Origin of the sequence: Nocardiopsis salina YIM 90010, from assembly GCF_000341025.1 — a bacterium.
Taxonomy (GTDB): Bacteria; Actinomycetota; Actinomycetes; order Streptosporangiales; family Streptosporangiaceae; genus Nocardiopsis; species Nocardiopsis salina.
In genome coordinates this window covers 48,261-68,052 of record NZ_ANBF01000182.1, presented here as the reverse complement: position 1 = coordinate 68,052, position 19,792 = coordinate 48,261, and the positions used below count along the sequence as shown (strand labels likewise).

Below are 19,792 nucleotides of genomic sequence, written 5' to 3'. Positions count from 1 at the left end.
CACCCAGCCGGTCCCTCGGAACATCCGGAAGACCGGCGAGGACCGCCAGATCCACGCCAGGGGGTGCTCGCGCACGTTGACCGGGGTCAGCCCGTGTCCCCGGACCACGTCGTGAGCGGTCGGGCACGGCAGCGCCTCGCCGTCGGGCACGACGGTGAACTGTCGGCGGGCCCACCCGTCCATGCACGGCTTGGGGTAGTGGCTGTAGTAGTCGGGGAGCACGTAGATGATCTCCATCCGATCCCCGAGGCGTTCCCGGGCCGCCCGTACGGCGGCCTCGGCCCCGGCCAGTTGTTCCCTGGTCGGCAGCAGTTCGCTCCGGTTGAGCCCGGCCCAGCCGTAGTACTGGGTGTTGGCGAGTTCGATGCGGTCGGCGCCGGCCTCGTCGGCCATCTCGAGGATGCCGTCGATCCGGTCGATGTTCTGCCGGTGGAGCACGACGTTGAGGGTGAGCGGCCAGCCCAGCTTCTTCACCAGTGCCGCGACCTCCAGCTTGTGCCGGAACGACCTGGTGCCGGCGATCCGGTCCGAGAGGTGCTCCTCGTCAGCCTGGATGCTGACCTGGACGTGGTCGAGGCCGGCGGCGCGCAGCTGCTGGGCGCGACGTTCGGACAGGCCCAGTCCGCTGGTGATCAGGTTGGTGTACAGGCCCAGCTCGTTCGCGCACGTGACCAGGTCGGCGATGTCGGGGCGCCGCATCGGTTCACCGCCGGAGAGGTGGAGCTGCAGCACACCCAGGTCGGCGGCCTCGGTGAAGACCCGCTTCCACTCCTCGGTGCTCAGCTCGTCGCGGTAGCGCTCCATCTCCAGCGGGTTGGAGCAGTAGGGGCAGTGCAGCGGGCAGGCGTAGGTGAGTTCGGCCAGGAGCCCGAAGGGCTGTTCGACCGCCTCGTCCGGTGCACCGGGGTGAGAGGCAGCGGTGTCAGTCATCGTTCACCTCGATCCCGCGGCGGGCGATGAGGTCGTCGAGGAAGTCGCGGGCCTCGTCCGCGGCGATCTCGCCGTACCGGTCGCGCAACTCGGATCGGATCTCTGCGATGGTGCGCTGTCCGTCGCACAGCTTCACGATCTCGGTGCCCGTGGGGTTGAGGATGAGGATCGCCTCCGGTGAGAGCAGCACGTACCGGCCGCGTGCGGCGTCGAAACGCATCCGGACCCCCTTCGCCAGACGGGGCCGGGCGGCGTCGCGCCTTGCTGTCACCCCGGCGTCGCCGGACTCGGGCGCGGCCATCTCAGTTCCCGCCACAGGCCTGGTCGATGGCATCGAGCATGCTCCAGAGGACGTCGCACTTGAAGGAGAGCGCCGCGATCGCGGCCGCCTGGCTCTCGGGCGTGACGCAGTGCTCGCGTACCACCTCCAGGCCGTGTTCGGAGTCGCGGGGAGCCTGCTCGATCCGCGTCCGGAAGTAGGCCAGTCCCGCGGGGTCGATCCAGGTGTAGTGGCGCTCGAACGCGGCGAGCCGTTCGGCCATCAGGTTGGGTGCGAACAGTTCGGTCAACGAGGAGGCCACCGCCTCGACCCAGGGCCGGGTGCGGGCGAAGGTGACGTAGGCGTCGACGGCGAAGCGCACCCCCGGCAGCAGGTGCCGTTCGTCGGTGATCTCCTCACGGGACAGGCCCACGGCCTCACCGAGCCGCAGCCAGGACTCGATGCCGCCGCCCCCGTCGGTGGTGCCGTCGTGGTCGGCGATCCGCTGTACCCAGCGGCGTCGGACCTCGCGGTCGGGGCAGTTGCTGAGGATCGCTGCGTCCTTGCGCGGGATGTTCGCCTGGTAGTGGAATCGGTTGGCCACCCAGCCCCGGATCTCCTCCCTGCTGGACTCGCCGTCGTTCATCCGGCGGTGGAGCGGGTGCTGGTGGTGGTAGCGCTCGGCGTGGGCGCGCAGCGCTTGTTCCAGGGCGTCGGGTGAGAGGGTCTCGGGTGCCAGAGCATCGGATGTCGGTACCGCGGTCATCTCGCTCCTCAGATCTCCAGCTCCAGCCCGTCCTCGGCGACTTCCATGCCGTGGCGGGCGAGGGTCTCCCGCTCCGGTGAGTCCTCGAGCAGGATGGGGTTGGTGTTGTTGATGTGGATGTAGATCTTGCGGTCGACGGGCAGCGGTGAGAGCCGCTCGAGGCTTCCGTCCCGGCCGCCGATGGGCACGTGGCCCATGTCGCGCGAGGTCTTGGAGGCAAGGCCCAGGCCGGGCATCTCGTCGTCGCGCCAGCAGGTGCCGTCGACCAGCAGCGCCGACGCTCCGTCCGTCTCCTCGAGGAGCTCGTCGGTGAGGTGCTGGACACCGGGCAGGTAGACCACGCTCCTCGCGTTGCGGTTGTCGGTGATGCGGTAACCCACGACCCGGCCGTGGCCCGAGGCGCCGGGGAACCGCATCGCCTTCTCTGTGGGCACGTCGAAGGCGTGGTAGGTCAGCCCGTCCCCGAGAGGCACCTCCGCGCCGGGGATCACCGGCTGCCACGTGACCGGGCAGTAGGCCTCCAGCGTCGGCCACACCCCCGTACCGCTCGTCAGGGTCTTGTACACCGACTCGGTGGCGTGCACCTGCAGGCCCCGGCCCTCCCGCATCAGCAGCAGGCCGAGGGTGTGGTCGAGCTCGGCGTCGGTGAGCAGCACCGCCTGCAGCCGCACCACCCGGCCGTCGTCGGGGTGCAGAGCCGGGAACGCCTCGATCTGCGACCGGATGTCCGGTGAGGCGTTGAGCAGGTACCACTGACTCCGGTCGGCACTCACCGCGATCGAGGACTGCGAACGCGGCACGCAGGGCCGCGACCCGGACCGCACAGCACGGCACGGAGGGCAGGTGCAGTTCCACTGGGGGAACCCGCCTCCGGCGGCCGAACCCAGCACCCGCACCCACACGCGCCGATCACCCCTTCCGGGAGAGTTCGCATCCGAGGACCCAGCGTCCGAACGAGAGGGCCGAGGGGCCGGCGCCGGGCCGAAGAGCCCGGCGCCCGCCCCTACTGGTGGTCAGTCCTCCCACACCGCCACGGCCACGTAGGCGGTCGCTTCGGCGGAGACCCTGACCTCCGTGACGGTGGGGGACTCCCACGTCTTCACTTGCTCCATGGTGTTCTCCTTTCTCGCCGGGTCGTCGTGTCGGGCCGACCCGGTCGTGCCCTGGATCGGTCGGACGGAGCGAAGGCTCAGTCGGGTAGGGCGAAGGCGATCAACGCGCTGCCGTGGCCCGCGCCGAGCATTCCGGGGATGATGCCCTCGAGCCATCCGCCCCAGCCGACCGGCACGACGATGTACTGCTTGCCGTCGACGGTGTAGGTGGAGGGGCTGCTGTGGTGGCCGCTGCCGCACTGGAACTCCCACAACTTCTCGCCGGTCTCGGCGTGCAGCGCGAGGAACTCACCCGTCGGCGTGCCAGCGAACACGAGGTCGCCCGCGGTGGCCAGCACCGAGGCCGCCATCGGATGGTCGAGGCGGTGGCGCCACTTCTCCTCACCGTGGGAGTCGAAGGCGCTGATCGAGCCGGCCATGTCGTCGATGTCCACCTGGACGGCGGCACCCCAGTAGGGCATGCCTTCCTTGAACTCCCGGCGTCTCCGCGTGGCGGTGGCGCCCACATCCGCGACCGGCACGTAGAACATGTCGTGCTCGGGGTGGTAGGCCGCGTGCGTCCACTCCTTCGCTCCGGCCGGGCCGGGGTAGAAGTGGACCGGGTCGCCCTCCTTGTCGGGGTACTTGCGCGGTGTCACCTTGCCGTCGCGGGTGATGACACCCCAGTCGATCCGGTCGACGAAGGGGCTGACGTGCTGGAGCTCGCCGTTGGTGCGGTCCAGGACGAAGAAGTACCCGTTCTTGTCGAAGTGGCCCAGCAACTTCTTGCCGTCCCGCTCGAAGAGGGTCATCTCCATCGTGGAGTCGTAGTCCCACAGGTCGTGCGGGGTGAACTGGTAGTGCCACCGGATCTCGCCGGTGTCGACGTCCAGGGCCACGACGCTGTCGGTGTAGAGGTTGTCGCCCGGGCGCACGTCGCCGTCGAAGTCGGGGGCCGGGTTGCCCGTACCGGCGTAGTAGAGGTTCAGCTCCGGGTCGTAGGTGCCCGTGCACCAGTGGTTGCCGCCCCCGCGCGCCCAGGCCTCGTCGTCGGGCCAGGTGTCGCCGCCGGGCTCGCCCGGCTTGGGCACCATGTAGGTGCGCCAGCGGTGCTCGCCGGTCTCCAGGTCCCAGCAGTCGACGTGGCCGCGGACCCCGAACTCGCCGCCGGCGCTGCCGGTGATGAGGGTGTCCTTGATGACCGTGGGGGCCAGCGAGGCGCTCTCCCCGGCACGTACGTCACCGATCGTCTTCTGGAAGATCTTGTCGCCGTTGGTGGCGTCGAGGCAGACCAGCTGGGCGTTGGGGGTGACGAAGTAGACCCGTCCATTGGCGACCGCGCAGCCGCGGTTGACGTTGCCGCAGCACAGCGAGACGTCGAAGGGCACCGCGTGCTTGTAGCGCCAGAGTTCCTTGCCGGTCGCGGCGTCCAGGCACCAGAACCAGCCGTCCCAGCCGGTGACGTACATGATGCCGTCGACGACCAGGGGACAGGCCTCGAAGGCGTAGGTGGAGGCACCGGCGATGTGGCCCGACATCCCCGCCTGGAAGATCCACGCGGGCCCGATCCTGCGCACGTTCTCGGTGTTGATCTGGTCCAGCAGGCTGTACCGCTGGCCGTCATAGGCACCGAAGTAGGTCATCCAGTTGTCGGGCTCCGACCGTGCTGTGCGCAGGCGCTCGTAGTCGACGTTGCTCGTCCTCGGTGCGGTGCCCTTGACCGCGCTCAGCGCTCCGTGGTCGATCGCCTCACCGGCGTCGATGTACTCGGCCGTCATGAGTTGTCCCCCTTGGTCGGACGCGGCTGGGGCGGCCGGTCGAGGCGCGCCTCCGGAGGGACCTCGCCCTGCACGACGATCGCTGCGGTGAGACCGCGCCCTTCGTCGTTGCCGCCCGGGGAGCTGTACCAGTAGTAACCCGGGCCGTCGAGGTTGATCCTGGCCCGGCCCTTGGAGTGGTTCAGCAGCCAGAGGAACTTCTGGTCGCCGTTGCTGGGCAGCAGGCAGGCGTGGGTGTTCTTGTCGTCGTTGATGACGGTCAGCTCGAGGTCGCCGCCGCGGGGCAGGACCAGGATCGCGGGATCCCAGCTGATCGAGTCCTCTTTGATCCGGACGGTGGCTTCCATCGTTCCGTCCTCGCGCACCGTCGCTTCCGCGATGGAACCGGTGCCGAGCACCTGCCCGATGGTCGCTGCGTTCTGGGTGTCCAATCCGAGCCCGCGGACCAGGTCCTCAGGCACGTCAGCCATCGTCATCGGACATCACCTCCTCGTGGAGATTGCGCCAGTGAAGCCTGGAGTGGATCGCCACGTTATGCACCGGTGGGTCCGTCCGGTAGCCCTCGCCGCCCGGCCCCGGAAGGGCACCGTTCGCAGCCCGGGCGGGACCGCTCACAGTGACGCCGGTCACGTCGGAAGGGGTGACGTCTGTGACTGGCACATGCGTGACGGCCGTTATCCCCCCGCGGTGACCGTCGGCAGGTCCAAGCACATGACCTTGTCCCACGCGGCCACGAAATCGCGGACGAACCGGTCCTCGGCGTCGTCGGCCGCGTAGACCTCAGCCAGCGCGCGCAGTTCCGAGTGGGAGCCGAAGACCAGGTCCACCCTGCTCCCGACCCACTCGAGTGCACCGGTACGCCGGTCGCGCCCCTCGTAGACCGTCACCCCGCGGTGGTCGTGCCGGGGAGCCCACTCGGTGTCCGGATCGAGCAGGTGGGCGAAGAAGTCGTTGGTCAGCGCACCCGGCCTCGTGGTGAACGCGCCCAGGGCCGACCGGCCCCGGGTCGCGCCGAGCACCCGGAATCCGCCCAGCAGGACCGTCATCTCCGGCGCGCTCAGGGTGAGCTGCCGGGCCCGGTCGACGAGCAGGCGTTCGGCCGGAGCGCGGGCCTGTTCGCCGACGTGGTCGCGGAACCCGTCGGCGGCCGGTTCGAGCACGGCGAACCAGTCGGGGTCGGTCCACTCCTGCGCCGCGTCGGTACGCCCCGGCCGGAAGGGCACCTCGACGTCGTGGCCGGCCAGGCCCGCGGCGTGCTCGAGCGCGGCACAGCCTCCGAGCACGATCAGATCCGCCAGGGAGACGCGCTTGCCGTCCTCACGGGAGCTGTTGAACGCCACCCGGATCTGCTCCAGCGCCCCCAGCACCTCTCCGAGCGCGTCGGGGTCGTTGACCTCCCAGCTGCGCTGCGGTTCGAGGCGGATGCGTGCGCCGTTGGCCCCGCCGCGCCCGTCACTGGCGCGGTAGGTCGAGGCCGACGCCCAGGCCGTCAGGACCAAGCGCTCGGGCGAGATCCCCGAACCGAGGATCCGACCCTTCAGATCACCGATGTCCCCGGCCCCGACGAGCTCGTGGTCGACCTCGGGAACCGGGTCCTGCCAGATCAGCCGCTCGGCGGGCACCAGCGGCCCCCGGTAGCGGTGGATCGGCCCCATGTCGATGTGGGTGAGCTTGAACCACGCCCGCGCGAACGCGTCCGCGAACCGGTCCGGGTATGCGAGGAAGGACCGGGCGATCTGCTCGTACCCCGGATCCTCGGCCAGGGCGAGGTCGGTGGTGAGCATCGTGGGGTGATGGGTGACCGAGGGGTCGAACGGGTCCGGAACCGTGCCGGCCCCCGCGCCGTTGCTCGGCACCCACTGCCACTGCCCAGCGGGACTGAGCTCGACGTCCCAGTCGTGGGCGAACAGCGTCTCGAGGAAGGTGTGGTCCCACTCGGTGGGGGCGGCCGTCCAGATCCCCTCCAACCCGCTCCCCACGGCGTCCGCGCCCTTGCCCTGGCCGTGCGAGGATGCCCAACCCAGCCCTTGGGCCTCGAGCGGGGCCGCCTCGGGCTCGGGCCCGAGCGCCCGGGCGGGGTCGGCCCTGCCGTGGGTCTTTCCGAAGGTGTGCCCGCCGGCGATCAGCGCCACCGTCTCTTCGTCGTTCATCCCCATCCGTCCGAACGTCTGGCGGATGTCGCGGGCCGAAGCCAGCGGGTCGGGCTGGGTGGAGGGGCCCTGGGGATCGACGTAGATCAGCCCCATCTCGCTGGCCGCCAGCGGCTCCTGGAGGTCGCGCACACCGCTGTGGCGCTCGTCGGTGAACCAGGTGTCCTCGGGCCCCCAGTAGGTCTCGTCGGGTTCCCAAGCGTCCTCGCGTCCGCCGGCGAACCCGAAGGTCCGCAGACCCATCGACTCCAGCGCGCGGTTGCCCGCGAAGATCATCAGGTCCGACCAGGAGAGCCTGCGTCCGTACTTACGCTTGACCGGCCACAGCAGCCGGCGGGCCTTGTCCAGGTTGCGGTTGTCCGGCCAACTGTTCAGCGGGGCGAAGCGCTGCAGGCCCGCGTTCGGGCCGCCCCGGCCGTCCCGGGCGCGGTAGGTGCCGGCGCAGTGCCAGGCCATCCGCAGCACGAGCGGTCCGTAGTGGCCGTAGTCGGCCGGCCACCACTCCTGCGACGTGGTCAGCACCCGGTCGATGTCGCGGGCCACCTCGTCCAGGTCGAGGGTCTCGAACTCGGCGGCGTAGTCGAACCCGTCCTCCCACGGGCCCGCGTCCCGGCGGGGCCGATCGAGGGCGCGCAGGTCGAGCCGGCCGGGCCACCAGCGGTAGGGATCCGTGCCCGACGCCCCGCGCGCCACCGAGTGCCGGGGTCGTCCGCTCCGTCGGCGTGCACCGAGGGCCTGGTCATAGGTCTTGTCGACGTAGGCGTCCGGGTTCTGGGGCATGCCGTTCCTCCACCATCGGACCTCAGATGCCCAGGGCTTGCCGTACCGCGCGGGTGTTGCGCCGGGAGACGGGCACCATCGTGTTCTCGGGGTCGTCCATCACCAGGAACAGCTCGCCCTTGTCCCGGCGCTCGACCTCGCGGATCCGGTTCAGGTTCACCACGTACCGGCGGTGCACCCGCAGGAAACCCGTATACGCCAGGTCGTGGTCGAGCTTGTCCAGGCTGGACGAGGCGGCTTGCATCCTGCCCTGGTCGGTGGTCAACCAGACGTCGCTGCCCTCCGCCTCGGCCAACGTCACCTCGGGATGGCGCAGCAGCACCATCCGGTTCTCCCGCATGCCGACCACACGGCGCGGCTGCGGCGGCTCCTGGCCGGCCGGGGGACGGGGCGCGGGGTCGGTGGCCGGCACCTGCTCACCGTCGGAGGCGGTGAAGGAGATCAGGTGCCCGACCAGGCTGCCGCACTGGAAGACCGGGCGGATCCCGATCGGCGAGGGTTCGTCGGCCAGGTGCGTGCAGATCTGTGTGGAACCGACCCAGTCGGAGTCGCGCCCGGCGCGTTGGGTCGCGTACCGGGCGGCGCGGATGAGCTCGGGCAACTGCGGGTTCCAGCGCACCACGGGGTCGACGGCGGGGGAGTCGGCGGGGACCCCCAGAAGTGCCGCCACCCTGTCGTCGGCGATCACCACCTTGCCCGCGGTGTCGACCGCGGCCAGCGGTGCCCTCGACAGGCCCCGGCCGTGGTTGAAGGCGGCGAGCAGTTCGGCGCCGCCGTCGCGGGCGCGCATCCGCAGCCTTCTCTGCGTGTGGGTGGCGGCGTTGCCCAGCCAGGTCGCCGCCGAGGCCGGCAGGTCACCGCGCCTGCAGGAGATGTTCAGAACGGCGATCGGGTCCTTGGTGACCGCGTCGCGTACCGCCGCACCCGCGCAGGACCAGTCGTGGAAGGCCTGGCACCAATGCTCCTCGCGCCGCACCACCACGACACTCTGCGCCGCCAGCGCGGTGCCCATGCCGTTGGTGCCCACGGCCCTCTCGGACCAGCAGTACCAGGGCGCGAGACCGACGCCGGCGGCGACCGCACGGGTCTGCTTGTCGCCCCACTCGGCGAGGAGCCTGCCGTTGGCGTCGGCGACCGTGACGATCCCGCCCAGCCCGGCCACCTCGTGCGCCATGGAAGCGGCACGGAATCCGAGTTCGGTGAAGACGACGTCGTGTTCCAGGGAATGGGCGACCTCGCTCACCGCGACCGGGGCCTCGGAGAGATAGGGGTCGACGTTGTACTGGTCGCGGCTGCGCTGCCAGGAGATCGCCACCTCGGGACGAACCCCGCGGATCTCGTTCTCGCCCTGTACGAACTGCTCCCACGCTCCGTACAGCGAGATCTCGTGCTCGGTGGGGCGCCGTGGAGTAGGGGACGTGTGGGGGCCGCGCGTAGCGGTCATGTGGGGGCCGCCTCTGCTCCGCTCGCTGGAGAGCCGGCCGACCCTTCGCGCGGGTGGACCGGCCCGCGTTCATCGACACTCGGAGGTGTTGCCAATCACCGACTTCAAGGGTGACATACGCCACGCCGTGAAACCAGAGCCCCTCGGACGGCTACCCGAACCCTGGGTCGGCGACGTCCTCCGCCGCCCGGAGTACGCGCAGGACGTTGCCGCCCGCGAGTTTGGCCAGATCCGCGTCGGACCAGCCGCGCCCGGCCAGGGCTGCGAAGAGCCGTGGGTAGCCCGACACGTCCTCCAACCCTTCGGGCATCGGGTCGTCCCCCATGTAGTCGCCTCCGATGCCGATGTGGTCGATGCCGGCGACCTCGCGGACGTGTTCGACGTGCTCGACGACGTGCGCCAGGGTGGCCACCGGTGGGGGCGACCGCTCGGCGAGCCGGGCCATCAGTGCGTCGTAGGCCGCCTCGCCCTTGGCCACCCCCTGGCGCCGGGCCTCCCGCCTGGCCTCGGCATGCCACCGGGCGACCGCGGGGGAGACGAACGCGGGCAGGAACGTCACCATGCACACCCCCTCACCGGCCGCCAGGGTCTCCAACACGTCGTCGGGCACGTTGCGCACGTGGTCGCAGACCGCGCGGGCGGAGGAATGGCTGAAGATCGCGGGTGCAGCGGTGACCCGCAGCGCGTGCCGCATCACGTCCGGCGAGACGTGGGAGAGGTCGACCAGCATGCCGAGCCGGTTCATCTCGCGCACGACCTGCTCGCCGAAGCCCGAGAGCCCGCCCAGGACCGGTTCGTCGGTCGCCGCGTCGGCCCAACCGACGTTCCTGTTGTGGGTCAGGGTCAGATAGCGAACCCCGAGCAGGCGCATCGTCCGCAGCACCGCGAGCGAGTCGTCGATGCAGTGCCCGCCCTCCATCCCGAGCAGGGACGCGACGCGTCCGCCGGAGTTCTCGACCTCCTCGGCGGTGGTCGCCAGCACCAACCGGTCGGGGTGGCGGGCGATCAGGCGCCGGACCAGGTCGATCTGGTGCAGCGTGGCGGCCACCGCCGCCGGACCCTGATAGAGCATCGGAGAGACGTAGACCGACCAGAACTGCCCGAACACACCGCCGGCCTCCAGACGGGTCAGGTCGGTGTGCAGGTCCGGCACCACCGTGGTCAGGTCGACGCGGTCCAGGTCGCCGTACTGCTGCCGGATCGCCCAGGGGAGATCGTTGTGGCCGTCGACCAGCATCGTCATGCCGACGAGCCTCACCGTCCGAGCCGCCTGCGGCAACCCCCCTTCACCTCATCGCACGACCCCGAACCGGCGGGCACCGCAANCCCCCCGCCGCTGGCCGGGACGGTCAGAGCAGGCGCCGGGCACCCCGTGACGGCAGGGCCGTGAACACCTCCGGCGCACCGAACCCGCGCTCTGCGAAGGCCGCACGCACCGCGTTCCCGCACGCGTCCACCCGGTCGGCGTCCACGAGCGCGATCACACATCCCCCGAACCCGCCGCCGGTGATCCGCGCGCCCAGCGCGCCCGCCGACAGCGCCGCCTCCACCGCGGTGTCCACCTCCGCCACGCTGACCTCGTAGTCGTTGCGCAGGGACACGTGCGAGGCTGTCAACAACGGCCCCACCTCGCGCGCACGCCCCGCGCGCAACAACTCCACCACCTGCAGGACCCGGTCGTTCTCGGAGACCACGTGCCGCACCCGCGCACGCGTGCGCTCGTCCGGCAGCCGTCCCAGCGCCGCAGCGAGCGTGTCCGCCCCGATGTCGCGCAGGGCCGCCACCCCCAGCAGGCGGGCGGCCTCCTCACACGAGGCACGGCGCTCGGCGTAAGCGCCCTCCACCAGTCGGCGCGGCGCCCGGGTGTCCACCACCAGCAGCGACAACCCCCACGCGGCCAGGTCGAAGGGCTCACTGGTGGTCTCGAACGACCGGCAGTCCAGGAACAGCGCCCGGCCGCGTTCGGCCAGCATCACTGCCGACTGGTCCATGATCCCGCACGGCATCCCCACGAAGTCGTTCTCCGCGCGCTGGGCCAAGCGCGCCACCTCCGCCGGTGAGGGCTCGAAGCCCTGGAGGCCGGTGGCGGACAGCACGGTCGCGCAGCACAGCGCCGCCGACGTGGACAAACCGCTGCCCGCCGGGATCGTGCTGTCCACGAGCAGATCCATGCCGCCGACCGCGTGCCCTTCCTTCAACAGCGCCCACACCGCGCCCGCCTGGTACAGGGCACCGTCGGCAACCGTGTCCGGCGCCAACCCCTCCAGGGAGAACTCGTGCCCCCCGGGGAACTGCAGCGACCGCACCCTCACCCGCCCGTCACCGCGCCGCGCGGCCGCCGCGGTCAGGCGGTGCGGCAGCGCGACCGGCAGCGCGAACCCGTCGTTGTAGTCGGTGTGCTCGCCGATGAGGTTGATGCGCCCCGGCGCGGCCCACACCCCGTCGGGGGAGCGGCCGAACGCCTCCCGGAACTGCTGCGCCGGATCGGTCACGGTGTGGCCCCCTCTTCCTGTCGTCCGCGCACGAAACCCCACGCGTCGGCCACGATCGTGTCCAGCCCGCGCGAGGGCCGCCACCCCAGTTCCTCGCGGGCCCGGTCGTTGGCGGCCACCAGCACCGCGGGGTCACCCGGGCGCCGCGGCCCGTCGGCCACCGGAACGGGGTGCCCGGTGATCCTACGGACAGCCGCCAGCACCTCGCGCACCGAGTACCCGCCTCCGCTGCCCAGGTTCAGGACCCGGTGCCGGCCCGGTCGGCACCGCTCCAGCGCCCGCACGTGCGCGTCGGCCAGGTCCCGCACGTGCAGGTAGTCGCGCACCGCCGTGCCGTCCGGCGTCGGATAGTCCGTGCCGTGCACCGACGCGTGCTCCACCTCCCCGGACGCCACCTTCAACAGGTTCGGGATCAGGTGCGTCTCCGGGTCGTGCCGCTCCCCGAGACCTCCGTGCGCCCCCGCCACGTTGAAGTACCGCAGACTCACCGCCCCCAGACCGTGGGCACACGCCCACCCGGTGAGCAGGTGGTCCACGGCCAGCTTGCCCGCACCGTAGGGGTTGGTCGGCGCGGCCGGATCGCTCTCGCGCAGCGGCGCGTGCGAGGGCGGATTCCCGTACACCGCCGCGGTCGAGGAGAACACCAGGCGCTCGACCCCGTGCTCGCGCATCGCCTCCACCAGGGCCAGCGTCCCGGCCACGTTCGTGTACCAGTACGGGCCCGGGTCCTGCACCGACTCACCCACCAGGGACCTGCCGGCGAAGTGCAGCACGGCGTCGAACGAAGCGTCCAGAACCCGCCCCGCCTCGTGCACGTCCCCCTCGACGAAGGACGCCCCCTCGGGAACGGCGTCGCGGTGCCCGGCCGAGAGCACGTCCAGGACCGTGACCTCGTGCCCGGCCTCCAGCAACAGCGCGGCGACCACACTGCCGACGTATCCGGCACCACCGGTGACCAGCAGCTTCACAGGTCCACCCCCCTCAGGCGGCGGGCGACGTCCTCGGGAGCGACGTCGTTGATGAACACACCCATCCCCGACTCCGTCCCGGCCAGGTACTTCAGCTTCTTCTGCGCCCGGCGCACCGAGAAGACCTCCAACCGCAGCCGCGACAACCCGCGGGCCTCCGCATCGTGCACCGGCGCCTGGTGCCAGGCCGAGACGTAAGGCAACGGCGCACCGAACAGCCGGTCCAACCGGCCCAGCAGATCCGTGTACAGCTCCGCGAACGCGTCGCGCTCCACGACGGCCAGCGACGGAAGGTCCGGCACCGACCGGTGCGGATACACGTGCACCTCCACCGGCCAGCGCGCCGCCTCCGGCACGAACGCCGTCCAGTGTTCGTTCTCCACCACCACCCGCGACCCCTTGCGCTCGGCCGACAGCACGTCCTCGAACAGGTCCCCGCCGGTCTCCTCCCGGTGCGCACGCGCCGACCCCAGCACCGTCGAGGTCCGCGGCGTCACGAACGGCAGCGCGTAGATCTGCCCGTGCGGATGGTGCAGCGTCACCCCGATCTCCGGACCCCGGTTCTCGAAGCAGTACACCTGCTCGATCCCGGGCCGCTCGGCCAACGCGGCGCTCCGGTCGGCCCAGGCGTCGACGATCGTGCGCACCCGCCCCGCGCCCAACCGTGCCAGGGAGGTGTCGTGGTCGGAGCTGAAGCACAGCACCTCGCACCGGCCCCCGTCACCGCTCAGCGACGGGAACCGGTTCTCGAAGGCGACCACGTCGTAGTCGGGCGAGGGGACCTCGGTCTGCCGTCCGCCCGTGGAGGGGCACAGCGGGCACTGGTCGCTCGGCGGCAGATGGGTGCGTCCCTGGCGGTGGGCGGCCACCACCACCTGCTCGCGCGTCAGCGGGTCCGTGCGCAGCTCCGAACCGGGTGCGCGTTCGGGCAAGTGGCGCGGGTCCTCGTGGATGGTGCGCGGTGGGGCCCCGGACTCGTCGTAGTAGATGATCTGCCGGCCGTCGGCCAGGCGTGCGGTGGTCTTCCTCATCCGGTCTCCGGGGGGACGTCGGCGACCACGAGGCGGCCCACGTGGTCCTCCAGGGTGTGGCGGGCCTCCGGGACGATCCCGTCGTCGGTGACGAGCACGTCGCAGAGGTCCAGGGGGGCGATGGTGCTGAGCCCGACGGTGCCCCACTTGCTGGAATCGGCGGCGACCACGAGGGTCCCGGCCGCCTCCACCAGGGCACGGTCGGTGTCGGACTCCATGAGGTTGGGTGTGGTGAACCCGGCCCGCTCGGCCATACCGTGCACGCCCAGGACCAGGGTGTCCAGGTTGATGCCGCGCACCGACGCCAGCGCGAGCGGGCCCACCAGCGCGTCGGAGGGGGTGCGGAACCCGCCGGTCAGCGCCACCGCCTGGTCGGAGCGTTCCGACCGGTGGAAGACCTCGGCCACGTGCAACGAGTTGGTGACCACGGTCAGCCCCGGCTTCTCGCGCAGGTACTCGGCGACCAGCGCCGTCGTGGTTCCGGCCGACAGCCCCACCGCGCTGTGCGGCTCGACCAGCTCGGCCACGGCGCGGGCGATCGTGTGCTTCTGCGCGGCCTGGCGCGTGGACTTGGCGGCGAACCCGGGCTCCTCGGTGCGCGCCCCCTCGGGTGCGACGGCGCCGCCGTGCACCTTGCGCAGATCACCGCGGCCGGCGAGGGCGTCGAGGTCGCGCCGCACGGTCATGTCGGAGACCGCGAGCTCCTCGACCAGGTCGGTGACGCGCACGCTCCCGTCGCGCCGGAGCCGTTCCAGGATCCGCCCCTGGCGTTGTGCGGCCAGCATCCCGCCCCCGTCCGTTGAGTTCTGTTGGATTCTGTTGGAGAGCAGTCTGCCCCCGCTGCGGTTGCGGTGTCAACGGACGGCAGATGTGGGGGATTATGTGTGGATCTGTTGTCAACTGTTGACATCGGCGTTCGCTCTGTCGACGATGTGTGTGTTTGTGTCCCCGTTCACATCCGGCTCGGAGGAGGCTCCATGCACCACAGCGACCGGGACCCGCCCGCTCTGCGCAGACGCACACTTCTGCGGGCCCTGGCCGGGGCCGGTGCCCTCGGCGCCCTGCCCGCCCTCGGCGGCTGCGGGACCGACCTCCGCAACGACCCCCGCCGCGTCACCATGGCCTTCAACCGGGTGGAGGACATGGAACTGGCCGGCATGGACGACCTCCTCGACGTCTTCCACGCCGCCACCGACTACACCGTCGAGGTCGACAACTTCGAACCGAACTCCTACCAGGAGTCCATCAACAACTACCTCCAGGGCACCCCCGACGACGTCGTCGCCTGGTTCGGCGGCTACCGCCTGCGCTTCTTCGCCGAACGCGGCCTCATCAGCGACCTCTCCCACCTGTGGGACGGCCCCCTCGCCGACTCCTTCAGCCAGGCGCACAAGGAACTGTGCACCGGTGGCGACGGCAAGCAGTATCTCGTGCCCTACTACTCGTATCCGTGGGCGTTCTACTACCGCCCGAGTCTGTTCGCCGAGAACGGCTACGAGCCGCCCGCGACCCGCGCCGAACTCCTCGACCTGTGCGAACGCATGCGCGGCGACGGTCTCGAACCCATCGGTTACGGCAACCGCGAAGGATGGCCCGCCATGGGCACCTTCGACCACCTGAACCTGCGTATCAACGGCCCCGAGTTCCACACCGACCTCGCCAACGGCGACGCAGCCTGGGACGGCCCCGAGGTGCGCGAGGTCTTCTCCGCCTGGGCCGAACTCCTGCCCCACCACCAGCCCGACCCGCTCGGCCGCAGCTTCGACGAGGCCCAGGCCGCCCTGATGCGCAAGGAGTGCGGCATGCTCCTGGCCGGCCTCTTCGTCGCCCAGGCCTTACCCGAGGACGAGGCGGACGACCTCGACTTCTTCGTCTTCCCCGAGTACGACCCCGCCGTCGGCACCGGCGCCGTCGAAGCCCCCACCGACGGTTTCATGCTCAGCGCCAACCCCCGCAACCCCGAGGGCGCCGAGGCCCTGCTGACCCACATCGGCGGCCTCGAGGCGCAGGAACTCTACGCCGACAGCGACCCCCAGGCGCTGCCCGCCCACGTCGACACCGACACCGCGCGCTTCAACGATCTGGAACGCAAGGCCCTGGAACTCATCGACGGCGCCGAGAGCGTCACCCAGTTCCTGGACCGCGACACCCGCCCCGACTTCGCCGCGGTGGTGGCCATCCCCGCCTTCCAGCGCTTCCTGCGGCAACCGGACGACATCAGGGAGATCACCTCGGACCTGGAGCGCCAGAAACGATCCGTCTTCGGCTGAAGGAGGCCGCCGTGGCCCCGCACGGCACGTCCCCACCGTCCCCGTCCCGACCACCCTCCGCACCCGCCGCGAAGCGCCGGCGGCCGCGCCCGCGCACCGGCGGTACCCTGCGCAACAGCCGCGGCGACCGCATCACCGTCGCGCTCATGCTCGGTGTGCCGGCCGCCCTCGTGCTCGGCCTGGTCTGGCTGCCCGCGCTGGCCACCGTCGTGCTGTCCTTCACCCGCTGGGACGGCATCGGCGGTCTGGAGACCGTCGAGTGGATCGGCGTCCAGAACTACGTGGACGCCTTCACCATCTACCCGCCCTTCGGCCCGGCGCTGAGCAACAACCTCATCTGGCTGGTCGTGCTCTTCACCGTGCCCACGGTGCTCGGCATGTTCCTAGCCGTGCTCCTGGACCGGCAGCTGCGCGGGGGAGCGCTCTACCAGAGCATCTTCTACATGCCGGTGGTGTTGTCCCTGGCCCTGATCGGGTTCATCTGGCAGCTCATCTACTCCCGCGACCAGGGGCTGCTCAATGCTTTCCTGGCCTTCGCGGCCGACGCCCCGCCCGTCGACTGGTTCGGCGACCCGGATCTGAACCTGTACGCGGTGCTCGTCGCTGCCGGGTGGCGCCACACCGGCTACATCATGCTCCTGTACCTGGCCGGGCTGAAGGCGGTCGACCCCACCCTGCGCGAGGCCGCCGCCATCGACGGGGCAGGGCCCGTGCGCACTTTCACCAGCGTCGTCTTCCCGGCGCTGCTGCCCATCAACCTGGTGGTCATCGTGGTCACCGTCATCGACGCCCTGCGCGCCTTCGACATCGTGTGGGTCATCAACCGCGGCCGCAACGGGCTCGAACTCATCTCCGCCCTGGTCACCCAGAACGTCATCGGCGAGGCGAGCCGCGTCGGGTTCGGTTCGGCCCTGGCCGTGATCATGCTGCTGATCTCGGTGGTCTTCATCGTCGTCTACGTCTCCACCATGCTGAGAGGGGCCAGCCGGTGAACACCACGACGACCGCACCGGCCGAGCTCGGGACCGCGGCGGGGGCCGAGCAGACCGACACCCCGCGGCGGCGTCTGCGCCCCGGCCGCGTCGTCCTGCACGTCTTCCTCATCACCACGGCTCTGGCCTGGTTCTTCCCGGTCCTGTGGGCCGTGGTGAACTCCTTCCGCGACTACGAACACACTGCCGTTCACGGCTACCTGTCGCCGGGCGGGTTCACCCTGGACAACTATGCCCAGGCCTGGACCCAGGGCGAGATGCCGCAGTACTTCTTGAACTCGCTGATCATCACCGTGCCCGCGGTGCTGCTCACCCTGTTCCTGTCCTCGTGCGCGGCGTTCGTGCTCTCCCACCACTCGCGCCGGTTCAACCTGGTGATGCTCGCGGTCTTCCTGGCCGCGAACCTGCTGCCGCCCCAGGCGCTCCTGGTGCCGCTGTTCCGGCTCTACACCTCGATTCCGCTGCCGTACTGGATCAGCTCCTCGGGCTCGCTCTACGACAGCCACCTGGGCATCGTGCTCATCCACGTCGCCTTCCAGATCGGGTTCTGCACCTTCGTGCTGAGCAACTTCATGAAGGCGCTCCCGACCTCCCTGCTGGAGGCCGCCCGCGTGGACGGCGCGACCGTCTTCCAGCAGTACTGGAGGGTGGTGCTGCCGCTGTGCCGGCCCAGCCTCGCCGCCCTGGCCACACTGCTCGTGACCTGGGTGTACAACGACTTCTTTTGGTCGTTGGCGCTGCTGTCCAGCGGCGACAAACTCCCCATCACCACCGCCCTGCAGAACCTCCAGGGCTCCTTCTTCATCGACCACAACCTGCTCTCGGCCGGGTCGGTCCTGGTCGCCCTGCCCACCCTCGTCATCTTCTTCCTGCTACAACGCCACTTCGTCGCCGGACTCACCCTGGGAGCCAGCAAAGAATGACCGACCAGCGCACCATCACCCTCCGGGCCGCCGGAACCGCCCTGATCCTGCGCGTGCCCGACCAGGGTCTGCCGCACGTGCTGCACTGGGGCGCCGACGTGCCCGACACCGCAGGACTGGCCCTGGCCGCCGCACCGGCCGCCGCCAACAACGACGTCGATGTGCCCACCTACCTCTCCCTGCTCCCCACCCAGGGCGAGGGCTGGCGCGGCCGTCCGAGCCTGGCCGGGCACCACGAAGGACGCGTCACCCACCCCGCATGGCAGGCGGTCCAGGTCGACGTGCACCCCCTCGACGGTGCCGACCCGGGTGTGGGCGGGCTGGTCACCGTCACCGCCGAGGGCGGCGGTCTGCGCCTGGCCACCGAACTGCGAATGGAGGCCCAGGGGCTGGTCCGCCTGCGCCACACCGTCACCAACCTCGACCCCGACCCCTGGACCCTCGACACCCTCACCGCGACCCTGCCCCTGCCCAAGGAGGCCGAGGAGGTCCTCGACCTCACCGGCCGGTGGGTGCGCGAGCGCGCCCCGCAGCGCTCGCCCCTGGGCATGGGCACCCGCATGCGCGCCTCCCGCCGCGGACGCACCGGGCACGAGGCCCCGCTCGTGCTCACCGCCGGAACCCCCGGGTTCGGGTTCCGCGACGGCGAGGTGTGGGGCGTGCACACCGCCTGGAGCGGCGACCACCTCCACCTGGCCGAACGCCTGCCCGAAGGCGCCGGGCAGGCCGACGCCGCACTCTCCGGCGGCGCGCTCGTGCACCCCGGGGAGGTCCGCCTGGCCCGGGGCGAGCACCACACCACCCCGTGGGTGTTCATGTCCTGGTCCGACCGGGGGATGGACGGCATGTCCGCGCGCTTCCACCGGTGGCTGCGCGCCCGCCCCCACCACCCGCGCTCGCCGCGCCCGGTCGTCCTCAACACCTGGGAGGCGGTCTACTTCGACCACGACCTGGACCGTCTCACCGAGCTCGCCGCCACCGCCGCCCGCATCGGCGTGGAACGCTTCGTGCTCGACGACGGCTGGTTCCGCGGCCGCCGCGACGACACCGCCGGCCTGGGCGACTGGACCGTCGACGACGAGGTCTGGCCCGACGGCCTCCACCCGCTCTTCGACCACGTGCGGTCCCTGGGCATGGAGGTCGGGTTCTGGGTGGAACCGGAGATGGTCAACCCCGACTCCGACCTCGCCCGCGCCCACCCCGACTGGTTCCTGGCCCCCGACGGCCGCCACGCACCGCCCAGCCGCCACCAGCAGGTGCTGGACCTGGGCCGCCCCGAGGCGTTCGAGCACGTGTTCACGCACCTGGACGCGCTGGTCACCGAGTACCGGCCGCACTACCTCAAGTGGGACCACAACCGCGACCTCCTGGAGGCCGTGCACGCCCCCACCGGTGCGGCCGGGGTCTACCGGCAGACCCTGGCCGTGTACGAGCTGCTCGACCGGCTGCGCGAGCGCCACCCGGGCCTGGAGATCGAGTCGTGCTCCTCCGGCGGCGGCCGCGTCGACCTGGGTGTGCTCGAGCGCACCGACCGCGTGTGGGCCTCCGACAACAACGACCCGCTGGAACGCCTGCCCCTGCAGCGCTGGACCGAACTGCTCCTGCCGCCCGAGCTGATCGGCAGCCACGTCGGAGCGCCCGAGTCGCACACGACCGGGCGGGTCACCGCGCTGCCCACCCGGCTGCTCGCCGCCCTGTTCGCGCACACCGGTATCGAATGGGACGTCACCTCCTGCGACGGGGGCGAACTCGCCGCGCTGGCCGCCTGGATCCGTCTGTACAAGGAACTGCGGCCCCTGCTGCACACCGGCGACGTCGTGCACGCCGACCCGCCCGACCCTGCCGAGCAGCTGGACGGGGTCGTGGCCGCCGACGGGTCCCGGGCCGTGTTCCGGTACGCCCGCCTGGAGTCCTCGGC

The 19,792-nt window shown here is 71.1% G+C and carries 18 protein-coding genes (1 of these 18 running past the window's edge); 4 read left to right on the top strand and 14 right to left on the bottom strand.

Features of this window, described 5'->3' with window-relative positions; all coding sequences use genetic code 11:
* The 14 genes from pqqE to D474_RS0121100 all read right to left on the bottom strand — a co-directional run.
* The coding region (gene pqqE, locus D474_RS0121165; protein ID WP_017615496.1) for a pyrroloquinoline quinone biosynthesis protein PqqE at positions 1-930 on the bottom strand (930 nt) is incomplete at its 3' end.
* The gene (pqqD, locus tag D474_RS0121160; protein WP_017615495.1) at positions 923-1,231 is read right to left on the bottom strand and encodes a pyrroloquinoline quinone biosynthesis peptide chaperone PqqD; all 309 of its coding nucleotides are present in this window, start codon (positions 1,229-1,231) and stop codon (positions 923-925) included. The genes pqqD and pqqE, both read right to left, overlap by 8 nt.
* 1 nt (position 1,232) lies before the next feature.
* On the bottom strand, positions 1,233-1,955 hold the full coding sequence (gene pqqC / locus D474_RS0121155; protein WP_017615494.1) for a pyrroloquinoline-quinone synthase PqqC: 723 nt from the start codon (positions 1,953-1,955) through the stop codon (positions 1,233-1,235).
* A gap of 8 nt (positions 1,956-1,963) precedes the next feature.
* The gene (gene pqqB / locus D474_RS0121150; RefSeq protein ID WP_239647136.1) at positions 1,964-2,845 is read right to left on the bottom strand and encodes a pyrroloquinoline quinone biosynthesis protein PqqB; all 882 of its coding nucleotides are present in this window, start codon (positions 2,843-2,845) and stop codon (positions 1,964-1,966) included.
* Between the two features lie 123 nt (positions 2,846-2,968).
* Positions 2,969-3,067: a pyrroloquinoline quinone precursor peptide PqqA gene (gene pqqA / locus D474_RS31230; RefSeq protein ID WP_017615492.1), complete on the bottom strand. Its 99-nt coding sequence runs from the start codon at positions 3,065-3,067 to the stop codon at positions 2,969-2,971.
* A gap of 77 nt (positions 3,068-3,144) precedes the next feature.
* On the bottom strand, positions 3,145-4,824 hold the full coding sequence (locus tag D474_RS0121140) for a PQQ-dependent dehydrogenase, methanol/ethanol family (protein WP_017615491.1): 1,680 nt from the start codon (positions 4,822-4,824) through the stop codon (positions 3,145-3,147).
* Positions 4,821-5,300 carry an MSMEG_3727 family PQQ-associated protein gene (locus tag D474_RS0121135; RefSeq protein ID WP_017615490.1) on the bottom strand — a complete coding sequence of 160 codons (480 nt, stop codon included), beginning with the start codon at positions 5,298-5,300 and terminating at the stop codon, positions 4,821-4,823. Before D474_RS0121135 ends, D474_RS0121140 begins: the two co-directional genes overlap by 4 nt.
* A gap of 198 nt (positions 5,301-5,498) precedes the next feature.
* Positions 5,499-7,754, bottom strand: a complete 2,256-nt coding sequence (gene katG, locus D474_RS0121130) for a catalase/peroxidase HPI (RefSeq protein ID WP_017615489.1) — start codon at positions 7,752-7,754, stop codon at positions 5,499-5,501.
* Between the two features lie 22 nt (positions 7,755-7,776).
* Complete coding sequence (locus tag D474_RS0121125) at positions 7,777-9,198, bottom strand: DNA-binding protein (RefSeq protein ID WP_017615488.1); 1,422 nt, start codon at positions 9,196-9,198, stop codon at positions 7,777-7,779.
* Positions 9,199-9,349: 151 nt separating this feature from the next.
* A complete protein-coding gene (locus tag D474_RS0121120; protein ID WP_017615487.1) occupies positions 9,350-10,441 on the bottom strand; it encodes a dipeptidase in 1,092 nt (363 codons plus the stop codon).
* 106 nt (positions 10,442-10,547) lie between these two features.
* Positions 10,548-11,690 (bottom strand): galactokinase, encoded by a 1,143-nt coding sequence (gene galK / locus D474_RS0121115; protein WP_017615486.1) that lies wholly within the window; start codon positions 11,688-11,690, stop codon positions 10,548-10,550.
* A complete protein-coding gene (gene galE / locus D474_RS0121110; RefSeq protein ID WP_017615485.1) occupies positions 11,687-12,658 on the bottom strand; it encodes a UDP-glucose 4-epimerase GalE in 972 nt (323 codons plus the stop codon). Before galE ends, galK begins: the two co-directional genes overlap by 4 nt.
* Positions 12,655-13,689, bottom strand: coding sequence for a galactose-1-phosphate uridylyltransferase (gene galT, locus D474_RS0121105; RefSeq protein ID WP_017615484.1), 1,035 nt, complete (start codon positions 13,687-13,689; stop codon positions 12,655-12,657). The genes galE and galT overlap by 4 nt, the downstream gene beginning before the upstream one ends.
* Positions 13,686-14,474, bottom strand: coding sequence for a DeoR/GlpR family DNA-binding transcription regulator (locus D474_RS0121100; protein ID WP_017615483.1), 789 nt, complete (start codon positions 14,472-14,474; stop codon positions 13,686-13,688). The genes galT and D474_RS0121100 overlap by 4 nt, the downstream gene beginning before the upstream one ends.
* Positions 14,475-14,666: 192 nt before the next feature.
* Between D474_RS0121100 and D474_RS0121095 the strand changes: the two genes are divergently transcribed.
* From D474_RS0121095 to D474_RS29530, 4 genes are all read left to right on the top strand, one after another.
* Complete coding sequence (locus D474_RS0121095; RefSeq protein ID WP_017615482.1) at positions 14,667-15,959, top strand: ABC transporter substrate-binding protein; 1,293 nt, start codon at positions 14,667-14,669, stop codon at positions 15,957-15,959.
* 107 nt (positions 15,960-16,066) lie between these two features.
* Positions 16,067-16,951: a carbohydrate ABC transporter permease gene (locus D474_RS0121090; protein WP_040704124.1), complete on the top strand. Its 885-nt coding sequence runs from the start codon at positions 16,067-16,069 to the stop codon at positions 16,949-16,951.
* Positions 16,948-17,874: a carbohydrate ABC transporter permease gene (locus D474_RS0121085; protein WP_017615480.1), complete on the top strand. Its 927-nt coding sequence runs from the start codon at positions 16,948-16,950 to the stop codon at positions 17,872-17,874. The genes D474_RS0121090 and D474_RS0121085 overlap by 4 nt, the downstream gene beginning before the upstream one ends.
* Positions 17,871-19,792, top strand: partial view of an alpha-galactosidase gene (locus D474_RS29530; RefSeq protein WP_017615479.1) — the 5' portion only. It continues 28 nt past the right edge of the window; the window shows 1,922 of its 1,950 coding nt (coding positions 1-1,922); its start codon is at positions 17,871-17,873; its stop codon lies beyond the right edge, outside the window. The genes D474_RS0121085 and D474_RS29530 overlap by 4 nt, the downstream gene beginning before the upstream one ends.